This window comes from Aquirufa sp., assembly GCF_964796385.1.
Genome location: NZ_CBAUBA010000015.1, coordinates 44,419 through 59,427, shown reverse-complemented (window position 1 = coordinate 59,427; position 15,009 = coordinate 44,419). Strand labels below are relative to the sequence as shown.

13 protein-coding genes are annotated in these 15,009 nt (G+C 40.7%); 5 read left to right on the top strand and 8 right to left on the bottom strand.

Translation table 11 applies throughout. From position 1 onward, the window contains the following. Positions 1-163 precede the first annotated feature (163 nt). Together purU and ffh are read left to right on the top strand one after the other, a co-directional pair. Positions 164-997 carry a formyltetrahydrofolate deformylase gene (purU, locus tag AC1W6K_RS06520; RefSeq protein WP_481946867.1) on the top strand — a complete coding sequence of 278 codons (834 nt, stop codon included), beginning with the start codon at positions 164-166 and terminating at the stop codon, positions 995-997. Positions 998-1,043: 46 nt separating this feature from the next. Next, on the top strand, positions 1,044-2,378 hold the full coding sequence (ffh, locus tag AC1W6K_RS06515; RefSeq protein ID WP_481946866.1) for a signal recognition particle protein: 1,335 nt from the start codon (positions 1,044-1,046) through the stop codon (positions 2,376-2,378). 1 nt (position 2,379) lies between these two features. On the opposite strand, the gene AC1W6K_RS06510 is transcribed toward ffh, so the two are convergent. Genes AC1W6K_RS06510 through def form a run of 3 tightly spaced genes read right to left on the bottom strand, consistent with a single transcriptional unit; the run spans position 2,380 to position 7,039 of the window. Beyond that, the gene (locus AC1W6K_RS06510) at positions 2,380-4,014 is read right to left on the bottom strand and encodes a hypothetical protein (protein WP_481946865.1); all 1,635 of its coding nucleotides are present in this window, start codon (positions 4,012-4,014) and stop codon (positions 2,380-2,382) included. A 7-nt stretch (positions 4,015-4,021) separates the two neighbouring features. After that, entirely contained in the window at positions 4,022-6,457 is a 2,436-nt protein-coding gene (gene pheT, locus AC1W6K_RS06505) for a phenylalanine--tRNA ligase subunit beta (protein WP_481946864.1), read from the bottom strand. Positions 6,458-6,466: 9 nt separating this feature from the next. Continuing rightward, a complete protein-coding gene (gene def, locus AC1W6K_RS06500; protein WP_481946863.1) occupies positions 6,467-7,039 on the bottom strand; it encodes a peptide deformylase in 573 nt (190 codons plus the stop codon). Between the two features lie 150 nt (positions 7,040-7,189). Here def and AC1W6K_RS06495 point away from each other — a divergent pair, with 150 nt between their 5' ends. From AC1W6K_RS06495 to bioB, 3 genes are all read left to right on the top strand, one after another. Further along, positions 7,190-7,807 carry an inorganic pyrophosphatase gene (locus AC1W6K_RS06495; protein ID WP_395784942.1) on the top strand — a complete coding sequence of 206 codons (618 nt, stop codon included), beginning with the start codon at positions 7,190-7,192 and terminating at the stop codon, positions 7,805-7,807. 69 nt (positions 7,808-7,876) lie between these two features. Further along, positions 7,877-9,652 (top strand): signal peptide peptidase SppA, encoded by a 1,776-nt coding sequence (gene sppA, locus AC1W6K_RS06490; RefSeq protein WP_481946862.1) that lies wholly within the window; start codon positions 7,877-7,879, stop codon positions 9,650-9,652. 13 nt (positions 9,653-9,665) lie between these two features. After that, positions 9,666-10,685 carry a biotin synthase BioB gene (bioB, locus tag AC1W6K_RS06485; RefSeq protein WP_481946861.1) on the top strand — a complete coding sequence of 340 codons (1,020 nt, stop codon included), beginning with the start codon at positions 9,666-9,668 and terminating at the stop codon, positions 10,683-10,685. 10 nt (positions 10,686-10,695) lie between these two features. On the opposite strand, the gene AC1W6K_RS06480 is transcribed toward bioB, so the two are convergent. The 5 genes from AC1W6K_RS06480 to AC1W6K_RS06460 form a co-directional block, all read right to left on the bottom strand. Next, positions 10,696-11,139, bottom strand: coding sequence for a GNAT family N-acetyltransferase (locus AC1W6K_RS06480; RefSeq protein ID WP_481721597.1), 444 nt, complete (start codon positions 11,137-11,139; stop codon positions 10,696-10,698). Between the two features lie 101 nt (positions 11,140-11,240). After that, the gene (rny, locus tag AC1W6K_RS06475; RefSeq protein ID WP_481721595.1) at positions 11,241-12,821 is read right to left on the bottom strand and encodes a ribonuclease Y; all 1,581 of its coding nucleotides are present in this window, start codon (positions 12,819-12,821) and stop codon (positions 11,241-11,243) included. Positions 12,822-12,881: 60 nt separating this feature from the next. Further along, the gene (gene zapA, locus AC1W6K_RS06470) at positions 12,882-13,172 is read right to left on the bottom strand and encodes a cell division protein ZapA (RefSeq protein WP_395784947.1); all 291 of its coding nucleotides are present in this window, start codon (positions 13,170-13,172) and stop codon (positions 12,882-12,884) included. Further along, complete coding sequence (locus AC1W6K_RS06465; protein WP_481721592.1) at positions 13,169-13,498, bottom strand: hypothetical protein; 330 nt, start codon at positions 13,496-13,498, stop codon at positions 13,169-13,171. The genes zapA and AC1W6K_RS06465 overlap by 4 nt, the downstream gene beginning before the upstream one ends. 2 nt (positions 13,499-13,500) lie before the next feature. After that, the gene (locus AC1W6K_RS06460) at positions 13,501-14,994 is read right to left on the bottom strand and encodes a lipopolysaccharide biosynthesis protein (protein ID WP_481946860.1); all 1,494 of its coding nucleotides are present in this window, start codon (positions 14,992-14,994) and stop codon (positions 13,501-13,503) included. Positions 14,995-15,009 lie beyond the last annotated feature (15 nt).

Genomic DNA, 15,009 nt, shown 5'->3' with positions numbered 1-15,009 from the left:
CATCGAGTTCAACGACTGGGTTGGCAACTTTAATTTTTTCCATTTGAACGTTAAATTATTTTTTGCGTATAACAGATTTAGGTTATGCCTAAATAATCCTGCAAAGGTAAATAGGAATTCATTATTATGAACTAAATTGAAATTATTTACCGATATTTTTTTGATGGAAACCGTTATTAAGATTGCTTGCCAAGATGAAAAGGGCTTAGTTCACAAGATTACAAGCATATTGTTTCAGAAATTATTAAATGTTACACGTACAAATGAGTTTGTCGATGAACTAACAGACCATTTTTTTATGCGTGTTTCATTTACTGGTACATGTGATTTAACATCTTTATGCCTTGAATTACGTGCCGTACTTCCAACCGGTGCGCAAGTTGATATTATCCCGCCAGTTACCAAGAGGGTCGTAATTCTCGTAACAAAAGAACATCATTGTCTGGGAGATTTGTTAATTCGTTCCCAATTTCAAGATTTACCTTTTGAGATTTTGGCAGTAATTGGGAATTACAATACGCTTCAATCCTTATGTGCTCAATTCAATGTTCCATTTTATTTTGTTCCAGCAGACGGCTTGTCAAGAGAAGCACACGAAGATCAAGTACAAGAATTGATCCAGGTGATGAATCCGGATTTAATTGTACTTGCTAAATATATACGTATTTTAACTCCAGAGTTTGCAGCTAATTTCCTCGGTAAAATGATCAATATTCATCATTCCTTTTTGCCAGCGTTTGTGGGTGCGAAACCGTACCAACAAGCCTTCGATCGTGGGGTTAAGATTATTGGTGCAACCGCGCATTTTGTCACTGATGATTTAGACGAAGGACCAATCATTTATCAAGACGTAACACGTGTAAATCACACGTATTCTGCGAAAGAGATGGCGCGTTTTGGAAAGGATGTGGAAAAGATTGTTTTAGCCAATGCGTTGAAAATAGTACTCGAAGATAGGATATTCATTCATCAAAATAAGACGATCATTTTTGACTAATTATTTGTTTGAAAAATCGTAAATTGCATTCCTTTTTTAAGATACTATGTTTGAAAATTTAAGTTCCAAGTTGACGTCTGCGATGCGTACCCTCAAAGGGAACGGTCGAATCACAGACGTAAACGTCGCTGCTACAGTCAAAGAAATTCGTCGGGCCTTAATGGATGCCGACGTAAACTATAAGGTTGCTAAAGAAATTACGGATCGAATTAAGGATCAAGCGATGGGGCGAAAAATCCTTATTGCTGTTGAGCCAGGTCAGTTGCTCGTCAAAATCGTTCAAGAGGAATTGACTCAATTGATGGGTGGAAGTAAACAAGACATCAATGTTAAAGGCGACCCAGCCGTTGTTTTAATTGCGGGTCTTCAAGGTTCAGGTAAAACAACTTTTTCAGGCAAATTAGCTCAATATCTCAAAAAAGGCGGTCGCAATGTTTTATTGGTGGCTTGTGATATTTATCGCCCTGCGGCTATTGACCAATTGAAAGTTCTAGGTGCCCAAGTTGATGTAGAAGTCTATGCCGAACCCGAAAATAAAAATGCGGTTTCCATCGCGGAAAATGCGCTTTCTTATGCGCGGAAAATGGGTAAGAAAGTGGTTATTGTGGATACGGCAGGCCGACTGGCCGTCGATGAAGTAATGATGAATGAAATCGCGGCGGTAAAGGATGCGGTTAAGCCTACAGAGATTTTATTTGTAGTGGATTCCATGACAGGCCAAGATGCCGTAAATACAGCTAAAACCTTTAATGAGCGCTTGAATTTTGATGGGGTTGTTTTAACCAAATTAGATGGTGACTCACGCGGGGGAGCAGCCCTTTCCATTCGCCAGGTTGTTGACAAGCCCATTAAATTTATCTCCACAGGGGAGAAAATGGAAGCTCTGGATCAATTCTATCCAGATCGGATGGCGAACCGGATTTTGGGAATGGGAGACGTACTCTCACTCGTGGAACGTGCCCAACAGGCTTTTGATGAGGATGAAGCAGCGGCATTAAACAAGAAAATTCGTCAGAATAATTTCTCATTCGAAGATTTTTATACCCAATTGCAACAAATTAAGAAGATGGGGAATATCAAGGATTTGATGGGCATGGTTCCGGGTATGGGGCAGGCTGTGAAAGATGTTGATATTTCAAACGATTCTTTCAAACCGATCGAAGCCATCATTCAATCCATGACTGCGAATGAGCGTCAAAATCCTGATATCTTAAATCCTTCTCGCAAGAATCGCATCGCCACAGGTTCGGGTACTTCAATTCAACAAGTGAACAATTTGTTAAAGCAATTTGAAGATATGCGTAAGATGATGCGGATGATGAACAAGGTACAAGACGGAAAAATGAAGATGCCAAATCTTGGTGGTATGTTTAAGCGCTAATTTATCGACGTATTTCGTGCATTTGTGCTAAGCGATACAGCTTATTTTTGCCTGATTTCTGATTCACAAGATATAATCGGTAGATGCCTGCCGCGATTCCATCGGTATACAATTGGGCTATACCGTAGTTTGATAAATAATGTCCTTCTTGAACCAATTTGCGCAATGAACCCTTTTTAAAGTTAATGGCCACTGTGTAGATTTTGTTCGTTTTATTATGTTGCAACACAATATACCAGGCATTATCCAATGTATTTTCACCCTTGAAATTCGGGAAAAGTAAATAGTCAAAGCGCTTAATCCAAACCGCATTACGCTCACGAATAGACGTTGCATGGCGTTCCACTAACATACTTTCGGCTAATTTCCAAGTAGGCGTATCTGACGAAAAATAGGCCAAATCTTTCTTTACTAAAATTCCAGGCTCTTGGTCTATGTAATGCAATTGAAATGCGTCATGGACTATTTTTTGGTCATTAATAAATACCTGGGGCACATTTCCTAACACGCGCTGATGGCGAATCCAATTATCATTGTCGGCCTGATTCACCTGAAACCTCGCTACCATTTGCGCCGAATGGTTATGATAGGACATAAAACAAAAGGCTAGTGAAAGCAGGCTTGTGCATATAAAAATCTTTTTTCTAAATTGTGGAAATTGATACAAACTCAGCGCATAAAGACTTATTAGGGCAAATGGAGCATATAGAAAATACCGACTGCTATTGTAGTTTGTCCAGTCATTTGAGCTTCGTGGAATGGCTATAATTAAACATGTGCCAACGATAAATAGAAATAGGTACGAAAAAAAGTTGCGTACTTTTTTGAAAAAAAAGAGGTAGGCCCAATAGCCAAACATGAGAGCTCCCAATCCGATACCTGCTTGTAAATTTCCTCCTGATAAATCTAGCGCACAGGCTCCTAAAATCCCCAACGCATAATTGGCAATGTAGCCTACATTAAAGTCAAATTTTGCTTGTTGGCCAAATACATAATGCGGCAAAAGTATTCCTGCATAAATACCGATCCCAACACCCCAAATAATCAAATCTTTGTACCGTTTGGCAAAAATTAGGTACGCGGCTAGCACGACAAAAAGTACGATACCATTACCGAAGGTAAAACCAGCTAATATGGACCAAAATAGCGCTAGTTTTAAGTTGTTTTTATCCAATGCCACAAGAGACAAACAGACAAAAAGGATGATATTGATATGTTGTAGGCCCGTGATGGCCCAATTTGACACTTCGAAATATTGCGGTTGGAATAGGATAAATCCTACAGGAATGAAATAAGGAAATGCAATTTTTAATTTTTGAAATTGCGTAAATACTAAGTAGAAGCATCCGGTTAGGGTTACTGCGCTCCATAAAATAAGTTGCTTAAAATTAACCGAGCCATGTATAAGCTGATTTATCCACGTAGCGATGCGTGGAATTACGATGGCATGATCATTGTCAACCCGAAACAGTTGATTGAATAAACCAATACCAGTTTCTTTGGCATGAATAAATTCAATAAGTGTGACGTCGTCTTGTACCGGGAAATGAAAGCTGAACCGATTTATGTACGCGATGTACAGCACGGCTTGCCCGATGAAAAAACCAATCGAAAGAAGGGGTATTGATTTTTTCATCGCTCGGCTATTTTCGAATAAGCGCGTTCAGTTCTTTTTCGAATCGCGTAATCAGTCGGTCCATCGTTGCGTCGATTACCTTATCAGTCAAGGTCTGATTTTCGTCTTGTAGAATAAAACTAACTGAGTATGATTTTTTACCTTCGCCTAGGTTTTTGCCAACATACACATCGAAAACGGACACATTTTTCAAGATTGCTTTCTCCGTTTGTTCAGCGACGCGTTGTATCGCTTGAAGCGTTACGCTTTGGTCAAGTACGAGCGATAAATCACGTCGAACTTCCGGAAATTTCGAAATTTCTTGATAAACGAAATTGCCTTTCTCTTGTTTCACCCAGAAATCCCAATCAAAATCGGCCATAAACGCCTCTTGCTTCACGTCAAATTTTTGGGCTAGTTTTGGGTTGATTAGGCCAATTTGAACACATGGTTTTTTATTTACTGAAATCTGTAATCCATACGTATATACAGCTGAATTTTCGATGGTCGAGGTTTCAAATTGCGCAATGCCTAACTGCTTCATCGTGTTAATAACCGTGGTATACAAATGGTGTAATTGACTTTTTTGAGCAGTTTGTGCCCACGTTTCTCCATCCTGTAAACCACTTGTATAAAGTGCTAAATGCCTTTTTTCAATGTATTTAGTCCCTTTTTTATGATACGTTTTTCCAAATTCAAAAAGCTTCAAATCTTTTTGACGCCGATTAATATTGTGCGCAAGCACTTCTAATCCGTGAAATACCATGTGCTGGCGCATTACGCCAAGGTCTTCTGAAAGGCGATTTAAGATGTCGACCGTTTCAAAAGTCAAATCTTTCTGGATCCATTGATGGTATTCCCCTTTGGTCAATGAATTGCTAATAATTTCCTGGAATCCTTTTGCCGCTAAACTAATCGCGGTGGTTTGTTGGACTTTTTCTTTGTCCAACAACGGAAACTCAGAAATAAAATGGGCACTCAGATGTTCTGATAATGGGATATTATCCAACCCATGAATACGCAAAATTTCCTCTATAATGTCTGCTTCACGCGTTACATCCACACGATACGCAGGAGCAATCGCAGTAAAGCCATCTGTTTGACTATTTTCAATACCAAAATCTAGGGCTACCAAAATCTCTTTAATGCGATCTGCACTTAATTTGATACCCATGAGTTGGTGCACACGTGCAATCGAAACAGGAATTTTAACTAGTTCGACTGGACTTGGATACAAGTCAACGATGTTGGAAGCAATTTTTCCGCCTGCAATTTCTAAAATAAGTTTAGCGGCATATTTCAATGCGAATAACTTCGCTTCAATATCCGTTCCACGTTCAAAACGGAACGAGGCGTCCGTTTTTAGGCTATGTAATTGTGCTGCTTTTCGGACGCGCTCTGGCTTAAAGTAAGCTACTTCTAAGAATACACGCGTTGTTTCAGGCTGAATACTCGAATGATCTCCGCCCATGACACCTGCGATTCCAATGGGTCCCGAACCATCGCAAATCATCATTTCTTCGCCTTTTAGTGTACGTTCAAGGCCATCCAATGTCGTGAATTTAGTTCCTGAAATCGCTGTTTTTACTTCGATTTTTCCACCTTTTATTTGTGCCCAATCATAGGCATGCATAGGCTGTCCAAGGCCATGACATATGAAATTGGTGATATCCACGATGTTATTGATCGGCCGCAATCCTATAGCGGATAGACGTTCTTGCAACCATTCAGGAGAAGGGCCCACTTTCACACCATCAATACTCAGGCCACAAAAGCGACCGCAGCCGTCGTCTTCAATTTGTACATCGATCGGAAATTCGTTGGAGCTTATTGCTAAAGAATCCACGGAAGGAAGGGTAATTTCAATTCCGCTAACGGCTTTGATATCACGCGCCACTCCCCAGTGAGAAGCCGCATCCGCCCGATTGGGTGTAAGGCCAATTTCCAGCACTAAGTCAGAAGCAATATTAAAATATGTTGCGGCAGGTGTGCCATTTGGTAAATCCGTATGTAAGATTAAAATGCCATCATGCGACGTTCCTGTGCCGATTTCATCTTCCGCGCAAATCATCCCTTCAGACGGTTGGCCATACACCTTGCGTTTTTCGATAGTAAAGATTGCTTTACCTTCTTTATCATATAAGGTTGTTCCAGGAGTGGCTACGATAACTTTTTGGCCCGCGCCAACATTACTAGCTCCGCAAACTATGGTCAATATTTCATCAAGACCTGCATCTACAGTTGTAAGGCTGAGCGTCTTTTCTTTTACATCAAATTTTTCGCAGGTAAGTACTTCCCCAACAACAAAGCCGCGCAAACCGCCGGGTATTTTCTCGTGAGCTTCGATACCTTCAACTTCGAGACCGGTATTGGTCAAAAGGACATCTAGTTCTGCCGGACTACCTTGTTCTGGAAGTTTAGATAGGTCAATAAAATCGCGTAACCAATTGATAGAAATCTTCATTGTAGAGAATTAGCGGGGGAATTTCATTTTATAATCGACAGAAACCTTACCGCGGGTAATGTCACCTAATTTATTTTTAATCATCCGTTTGCGCACCACGTTTAAGTGGTCAGTAAACAAAATACCTTCGATATGATCGTATTCATGTTGGATAATACGCGCTGCTAAGCTTTCAAATACATCCGTACGTTCTTCGCCTGTTTCGGTCCAGTAGTGAATTTTGACATATTCTGGACGAAAAACTTCACCTCGAATCCCAGGAATCGATAGGCAGCCTTCTTCGAATCCCCATTCTTCGCCCGTCTCATCTAAAATAGTTGCGTTTACAAAAACTTTTTTGAAATCAATTAATGACGAATCGATGTCTTCTTCCTCTTCTCCTTCGTTCATAGGTCTTCCATCTACAACAAAAAGGCGAATATTCATGCCAATTTGTGGAGCAGCTAAGCCTACGCCGCTTGCCGCATACATGGTCTCGAACATATCTGCGGAAAGTTTCACCAAGTCCATACTGCCAAACTCAATCGGCAGGGCAACTTTGCGAAGGACAGGGTCTCCATAGGGAATGATTGGATATATCATGGGCGCATAAAATCAAACGGCAAATTTAGCGATTTTTCATGGAAAGCATAGCGGATACTGCCGATGAATTGAAGGACAATCGTCTGAATGTCCTTATTTTTTTGTAATTTGCGCCCTTAATTGACCTGAGTTGAGTAAACAAAAAATTAAATGAATCGTAACTTTTTTAAAGCACATCCTTGGCATGGAATCCAAATAGGGGAACAAATGCCGGAGCAAGTAACTGCGTTTATTGAAATTGTGCCCACGGATACCGTTAAGTACGAGATTGATAAACAAACGGGATATTTGAAAATAGATCGGCCGCAGAAGTTCTCTAATATCGTTCCTGCTTTGTATGGTTTTTTACCGCAGACGTATTGTGCGGACGGAATTGCGGAGTTAGCGCGTAAATATTCAGGGAAGGACATTAAGCAGGGCGACGGAGACCCGTTAGATATTTTGGTGCTTTCAGAGCGTGCGATAACGCATGGTGATATTTTGTGTCAAGCGATTCCTATTGGTGGTATTCGAATGATTGACAAAGGCGAGGCAGATGATAAAATTATTGCAGTCTTGAAGGATGACCCAATTTATGGAAAATGGAGGGATATTTCGGATGCACCTAAGGATATTGTGCAGCGCTTACGTCATTATTTTTGGACGTATAAAATGTTACCTGGCGAAACAACTTCGAGTACGGTGGACATTGATGATGTTTATGGACGTGAGATTGCGCACGAAGTAATTCGTCAATCGCGGGAAGATTACCGTAAAAACTTTGGATAGGCCATTTGACCTATTTTTTATCAAAATTTCGGAATGATTTCGAAATTCGTTTTTTCTAAATAATACCTTATGTGGCAATTTGTAAAATATTCGTTTGCAACTGTGGTGGGATTATTTCTGTTCCTGATAATCACTTTGTTGATTGTTGTTGGCGTAGGTTCCGCTGTTAGCAGTTCAGAATCTGAGTTTGTAGTGAAAGATAATTCGATCTTGAAACTCGATTTTAATCGGCCTATCGTAGAAAATGCTTCTACAGAGGACAGTCCTTTCAGTGATATTCCAAATCCATTTTTTTCAAATACAGATAGGTTAGGCCTAATTCAGGTTCTTTCTGCGTTAGAGCGTGCACGTGTAGATCCTAAAATTAAGGGGATTTACCTCGATGTTAGTTTTCCGCTTGCTGGATATGCTCAATTGTCTGAGATTCGCGATGCGCTAGCCAAATTTAAGGAATCAAAGAAATTCATATATGCTTATGCGAACTCATACTCGGAAAAAGGCTATTATATGGCATCTGTGGCCGACAAAGTATATTTGAACCCAGCTGGAATTCTTGATTTTAATGGAATTTCTGTTCAATATATGTTTTTCAAAAAAGCATTTGATAAGTTGGAAATAGAACCACTTGTATTTCGTGTGGGTCAGTACAAGTCGGCTGTTGAGCCGTTTTTGCGCGAGGACATGAGTCCGGAAAATCGCATGCAAACACTTTCATTTATTCAATCAATTAATAAGGAGATTTTTAAAAAGATTTCGCTTAGCAGAAATATTTCAATGGATCGCCTAAATACGATTGCGGATTCGCTGCAAGCGATGGATCCGATAAAGGCCCAAAAAGCTGGCTTATTGACAATAGGCTATTGGGACGAATTCGAAGGTCAAATGCGTGTTGTAACCAAAAAGAAGGCGTCAGAAGATCTAACCTATGTGAAGTTGGCCGATTATTTAAAAGCCAAAAATCCAATTGATGAAGTTGAAGGAACTGCCAAAATTGCGGTGCTTGTAGCTGAGGGGGAAATCGTGGGAACGCGTGGAGGCGACGGGACGATTGGTTCAGATGATTTTGTCAAGGAGTTGCGGAAGTTGCGCGATAATAAATCGGTGAAGGCGATTGTTTTGCGCATTGATTCCCCAGGGGGCTCTTCTTTGGCATCTGATATTATGTGGCGTGAAATTATATTAGCAAAAAAAGTTAAGCCAATTATCGCTTCTATGTCTACCTACGCAGCATCAGGCGGGTATTATATGGCGATGGGAACAGATGTTATTGTAGCGCAGCCTACCACAATTACGGGATCTATTGGAATTTTTGCTCAATGGTTAAATTTAGATAATTTCTTTAAAAATAAACTTGGCATTACGCAAGATCATGTGAACACACATGCGCATTCGAACTTTTTAAGCTCGGCGAGTACCTTATCTGATTTTGAAAAATCTGTTGTGCAGCGGATGGTTGATCAAGGTTACGAATCCTTTACGTCAAAGGCTGCGGCTGGTCGAAAAATGTCATTGGCTCGATTGAAATCAATTGCGGGTGGCCGTGTATGGACTGGTGTTCAGGCTAAGCAAATCGGGTTAGTAGATGAGTTGGGTGGCCTGAATCGGGCGATTGAAATTGCAGCAGACCGGGCACGCATGCAACCTGCATCCTACAAAGTTCAGGTTTATCCGAAAGCTAAATCATTTGTTGACGAACTTGTTTCATCTGCATTTTCTGAGTCGTCGATGCAAGAGCGTTTTGTACGCGAGCACATGCCGTGGACCAAATCTATTTGGGAGCTGGATCGCATGAAGAAAAGAGAAGGATTTTTGGCATTAATGCCTTATATGATTGAATTAGATTAGACATATTGATGACATGATTAGAAATAATTGGACACGTGAGGAGGTTGAGCAAATTTTCAACCAACCGTTTTTAGATTTAGTATATCAAGCTGCCACGGTGCATCGCCAATACCATGATCCCAATGAAGTACAAATTAGTACGTTGTTATCGATCAAAACAGGAGGATGTCCAGAAGATTGTTCTTATTGTTCGCAAGCTGCGCGCTATCATACCAATGTAAAGGTGCAAAAATTATTGCCCTATGAGGAGGTAATTCAAGCGGCTGTTCGTGCGCAGGAGATTGGAAGTTCTCGTTTTTGTATGGGAGCCGCTTGGCGGGAGGTGCGGGATAACAAGGATTTCGACCGTGTATTAGCTATGGTGAAAGGTGTTAATTCCCTCGGAATGGAGGTTTGTTGCACGCTAGGTATGTTGTCAGCGGATCAGGCACAAAAGTTGAAAGATGCGGGATTATATGCTTATAACCACAACATTGACACGAGTGAAGAGTATTATGAAGATGTAATCTCAACGCGGACGTACGATGATCGTTTAGAAACGTTAGGGAATGTTCGCAAAGCTAATTTGTCTGTTTGTTCAGGTGGAATTATTGGAATGGGGGAGTCAATCGACGATCGAATTGGGATGTTATTAACTTTGGCTAATTTGCCAGAGCATCCAGGTTCTGTACCTGTGAACAATTTAGTGCCAGTGGAAGGGACACCATTTGAAAATCAAAAGACGGCTTCGGTTTGGGAGTTAGTCCGTGTGATTGCGACGGCACGTATCATGATGCCGAAATCTGCGGTTCGATTGTCTGCCGGACGCTTGGAGTTGAATTACGAAGGACAAGCTTTTTGTTTTATGGCTGGGGCTAATTCAATCTTCTCAGGAGATGTGTTATTGACAACGCCTAATCCAGACGCAAAGTCCGACAAAGAGTTGTTCCAAATTTTGAGTATTAAGCCGAAAGAGGCCTTTAAAGATGAGAAGAAATCAAGGATTGAATTCAATCAAATCCCAAGTGCTCAGGGGCTTGAACATAGCCATTAATTTTAAAGCGCTATTCTGAAAGGGGTAGCGCTTTTTTCATGCGGTAATGTTGAATCTCGCCAAATAACAAATACGATTTTTCTATAATCGAATACCCGATGCTTTCATAAAAAGGCACGGCATTTTCGCGGGCTTCAAGTATAATCTCTTGCCAGCCTTTTTCCATTGCTACCTTTTCCAAGTAACTCATTATCAGTTTTCCAATACCTTTGCCTTGTTGGTCCGTTGCCACCGCCACGCACCTAACCTGCCCTTGTCGAACGGCTGATTCGTGCATACGAGCCACGCCGAGTACTTTTTCTGATTCACCTATGGCCATGACATGAATGGCAGATGCTTCATCGGCTAAAATTTCAGATCCGAGTGGCTGATCCCAAGGTTCTCGTAGAACTGAGAATCTCAGGGCATAATATGCCTGCCAATGTTGCGCTGTTGTAGGTGTTATTAAAACCATAAAAACGGTAAACGCTGCCGGGGTTGAAGACCCCGGCAGCGTTAGCAAAAATAGGTAAAAATGTCGAAGGTGATTTGCCGTTCAACAAATTATCAAGAAACTTATTTAGCAAAATTCACTGCTCTCATTTCACGGATTACCGTTACTTTGATTTGGCCAGGATACTGCATTTCTTTTTCGATTTTTTGGGAGATGTCAAATGATAAATTAGATGCTTTTTCATCACTTACATGTTCCGCATCTACTAAAATTCGTAACTCGCGGCCTGCCTGTATCGCATAGCATTTTTGAACACCTTGAAAAGATGTAGCAAGAGCCTCCAAATCGCGAAGACGTTTCATGTACGATTCCATCATTTCTCGACGCGCACCTGGGCGCGAGCCTGAAATCGCATCACAAACTTGGATAATGGGTGAAATCATGGAAGTCATTTCACACTCATCGTGGTGCGCACCGATTGCATTACAAACTTCTGGATGCTCTTTATATTTTAGGGCTAACTCCATTCCCAACAAAGCATGCGGAAGTTCTGGTTCTTCATGCCAAACTTTACCAATATCATGCAATAATCCAGCACGCTTCGCAAGTTTAGCATTTAGTCCTAGCTCGGCAGCCATGGTCGCGCACAGTTTAGCTACTTCGCGTGAGTGTTGCAATAGGTTTTGGCCATACGAAGAACGGAAACGCATCCGACCAATCATCTTGATTAATTCTGGATGCAATCCATGAATACCTAATTCGATAACCGTTTTTTCACCGATTTCGATAATCTCGTCATCGATATTCTTTTTAGTCTTATTGACTACTTCTTCAATACGTGCTGGGTGAATACGTCCATCTTGTACCAAACGGTGCAACGAAAGACGTGCGATTTCCCGACGAACAGGATCAAATCCAGAAATGATAATCGCCTCAGGTGTATCATCTACGATAAATTCAACACCTGTAGCTGCCTCCAGTGCACGAATGTTACGTCCCTCCCGACCAATAATTTTTCCTTTAATATCGTCTGATTCAATATTGAAAACAGATACGCAGTTTTCAATAGCATTTTCTGCTGCAGTCCGTTGGATCGTTTCAATTACTACTTTCTTAGCCTCTTTTGTGGCTGTCAACTTAGCTTCCTCAATTGCCTGCTTTACGATTGAACTAGCTTTTGATTCTGCTTCCGCTTTCAACGCATCGATTAGTTGTTGGCGCGCCTCATCTGCCGAAAAATTTGCAATTTTCTCTAATTGATTGATCTGATTCGCTAACATTGCTTCTGCCTCAGCACGAACCTTTTCTACATCCTCAAATTTTTTGCGGTAATTTTCTTCTTTCGTTTGGATGCTCTGCTTTTGCGATTGCAATTCTTGATCTGCAATCCGTTGCTGCTCTTGTTGCTGAGCTAAGGTGCGTTCTTTCTCACGTAATTTTTGTTCATTTTCAATCAGAATCCCTTTCTTTGCTTGCGTCTCTTCCTCAAATTCACCACGCAAACGAAGGAAGTTTTCCTTTGCCTCGAGCATCCTGTCCTTCTTTAAGTTTTCAGCTGCAAAAGAGGCATTTTTTAATATTTCATCCGCTTTGCTTTGAGCATCCGCTTCTAAATTTTTATTCACTTTGGAAAAGAAAATTTTTCCGGCAAATACCCCACCCGCAAGTGATAACAAGGGGATAATAAGCGATAATATAGTCATAGAACGATTGTTTTGTTAAACATTAGCGCTCTGTCAACTGCCCAAAAGAAGAAGGATTTTTTATAAGGTAAATTCAGATACCAGTTCGATTAACTGACTATTTTCCGAATGAACATTGTTTTGCAATTCTTTGCGTTCCGAATCAAATTTTATACCACACATAGCTAAATCCAGCGCCACTAAGGCCATTACTTTATTGGGATCCGTGCTGTTTGTCTCTTTCTCGTAAAATTTAACTAAGCGGTTCACTATGACTGCCGCGTTTCGCGTACATGATTCTTCCTGTTTACTTACACGCAGGGAGACATTTTGTATCCCCAATAATAGGTTGCAAGGTAGCTTTTCACTCATGGTTTGCGTAATTGCTCAATACAATGATCTATAATTACTATATAACTATCTAACTTTTTCTTCAGTTCAGCTTTCGAGGCCTCTGTGTTGTCTTTACTAGTCACAAGTTTACCAATTTTATCTGATTTTTTTAAGCTTTTTTCATATTCTTTTGCTTTGGCTGATACGTCAACTAGTAGTTTTGATTTTTCTTCCAACGCTAAATTCGCAACTTTTAAATCATTTTCTAGTTGGATAATCGTTTTTTCTGTCTCATCCAAACGCGCAAGCATCTGGCCGATTTTCAGCTTTAAAGTCAAATATTGCGTCCGTAATTCCTGCTTCATACTTACAACTTCAAGTGAGGTTTTCCTGCTCGCCAATTAAATTCATATAGCCCAATAAACACAATAACAATGATTAGGCCCAAATTTGCAGTGATTAGTGGTGTTGAAATCCAATCTAACCCTCCTGCGTAAATGCAAAATCCACCTAAAACTAAGTAACCTAGGTCACTTTTCCACCTAAAAGGTGCCGGAGCATATTTCTGCCCCCCAATAAAACTTAAAACCGTCATTACAATGCTAGATACTAAGAACGAGTAAGCACATGCCATGTAACCATATACCGGTATAAACAAGATGTTGCCCAACAAGGTTACGCCTAATCCCATTAGGGTTATGATCGTACCATAGTAGGTTTTATTGGTTTGTTTGAACCACACCGACTGCGTATAATAAACGCCCAGGAATAAATTGGCCAGTAACAAAATGGGTACGATTCCGATACCTTCCCAGTAGATTGATTGGCGTAAAAATAAGGTCTTAATCCAAAATAGATTCACGGAAACGCCGACCCACAAAAGCGTACATACGATAACAAACCAATGCGTCACTAAAGCTAAATTTGATTGGCTATTACTTTCCGATTTCTTACCTAGGAAAAAAGGTTCTGCTGAATATTTGAACGCTTGAATGGCCAAACTCATAAAAACAGAAAGCTTGTAGCAATTCCCATAAATTCCCAGCGCATCCTGTGACGTTTTACCTGGATAAAATCCTGCGGGTAAAAATTCCTCAAGCAACAATCGATCAAACATCAGATTGAACATCGCAGCTAAACTCATGAACATGATCGGGTACGCATAGATCCACAGTCCCTTAAATTCGGCCCAATCCCAGCGCCAACGATATGCTTTTAACTCATCTTTGAGCCAATAAAATAGACTTGCATTCGCAATTAAATTCGCCAAAAATATATATCCTGCACCAATTCCCGGCACATACAATTCTTTGAAAAATGAAGGTATCGTTTGCCCGAAATCTCCCGTGTGTATCGGCTTTAAGACCAATAAAAACAGTAGATTTAGCCCCACGTTCACGAGGATTGAAACGATTTTTGCCGTGACAAATTTTTTGATTTTTTGCTCAAGTCGAAGTTTGGCAAATGGGATCGCCGTGATGGCATCAATCGCTAGAATTAGGGCAAGCCAATTAAGAAAAATTCCTTTTCCGGGATACCCAAGCGACTGCATGATCGGTTCCGCGAAAAAAAACAATCCTAGGGTAAAGGCTCCCGAAGTTGTTATTATGGCCGTTAATATCAGCTGGTAATATTTCTCAGGGGCTTCTTTGGCAAACCGAAAATAAGCGGTTTCCATGCCATATGTGTAGAGGATATTAGCGATGGCCATGTATCCATATAGCTTTACATTGATACCAAGCTCAGCGGGAAGAAATGCCCATGTATGAACAAAAACAAGTAGGAAATTTAGCGATCGTCCCAGGATTGTACTGAAACCATAGGATAGCGTTTCCCCGGCAAGTTTTTTAAGTATGGACATAAAGCTAATTTCACC